Origin of the sequence: Xanthomonas axonopodis (genome assembly GCF_001304695.1) — a bacterium.
Taxonomy (GTDB): Bacteria; Pseudomonadota; Gammaproteobacteria; order Xanthomonadales; family Xanthomonadaceae; genus Xanthomonas; species Xanthomonas axonopodis.
This window is the reverse complement of the sequence record NZ_JFAQ01000226.1, coordinates 1-1025: the sequence shown is the minus strand read 5'-3', so window position 1 is coordinate 1025 and position 1025 is coordinate 1. Positions and strand designations below refer to the sequence as shown.

The following is a 1025-nucleotide window of genomic DNA, read 5'->3' as shown; positions in this document are numbered from 1 at the left end:
AAATCGGGGGGACGTCGCCGTGTTGCTATAGCTCGATGCCACCGCATCGCGAACGTAATGGCGCACCTTGATTGTCGTGCGCACGGTGCAGCCAAACGACGTGCAGAACAGCCAGTAGCACACGCCCACCACCCGATAGCCGAGGCAATCCGGCGACAGTTTGGCCACCCACGCCGGCATGAAAACCCGCTTCGTCAGTGCCGCCGACCTGATGGTGGCCATGAGTGCGGCCCAATGCCAGGATCGCTTGGCCGATTTCATCCGCCGCAACGTGATGGGGCCGCGGCTGCTCATCATCGACGAGATCGGTTACCTGCCGATGAATCGCGACCAGGCCAATCTGTTCTTCCAGGTCGTAGCCAAGCGCTACGAGAAGGGGCCATTGTGCTGACCAGCAACTTGCCGTTCGGACAATGGGATCAAGCCTTCGCCGGCGATACCACTCTCACGGCCGCCTTGCTGGATCGATTGTTGCACCACGCCCACGTTATCCAGATCAACGGAGAAAGCTTCCGACTCAAAGACAAACGCAAGGCGGGCCTCATTCCATCCCGCCAAACCGCCGAACCCATCGAGGTGGGTCAACCCTAAGTTGCTGATCAGCGTTCAAGGTGGGTCAGGTTGAGGTTGTTGTTGACAGCGGCAAGCCGCGACCGCCTTCGTTCTCAAAAATATCCCCGACCAACTCCCATTCAGCGTCGGTCAGGCAGCCCGGGGAAGTCTGGTCTGGCGTCTGGCGTCTGGCGGCGATGAGCATCGGTATAGCCATAGCGTGACACATCCGTCTCGGCTTTCTCGATCGTCACCACCTCGTGGCTGGGCATGCGTTCAATCCCAAGCCTCTTCAACGTCGATGCCAGCGTTTGATCGTGAACCTTCACGTTGCAGCGACGAAAAAGCTCCAACCTGACTTCTTCTATCGTCGCAGTCGGATCCGACTCTACGATTTCCACCAACATTGCTTCGTGTTCGGCTTGAATCTTCGGCGGGCGGCCCATCTTGATGGCTAGGTGTTCAGTCCCGGC

At 58.8% G+C, this 1025-nt stretch carries 3 pseudogenes; 1 reads left to right on the top strand and 2 read right to left on the bottom strand.

Annotated elements, in window-relative coordinates:
* Nucleotides 1–159, bottom strand: a pseudogene (locus tag XAXN_RS23300) (TIGR03756 family integrating conjugative element protein); the annotation flags it as partial.
* Between the two features lie 4 nt (nt 160–163).
* Here XAXN_RS23300 and XAXN_RS17855 point away from each other — a divergent pair.
* A pseudogene (locus XAXN_RS17855) lies at nt 164–591 on the top strand (ATP-binding protein); the annotation flags it as partial.
* A 101-nt stretch (nt 592–692) separates the two neighbouring features.
* Here XAXN_RS17855 and XAXN_RS22580 read toward each other — a convergent pair.
* Nucleotides 693–1025 (bottom strand): annotated as a pseudogene (locus tag XAXN_RS22580) (helix-turn-helix domain-containing protein); the annotation flags it as partial.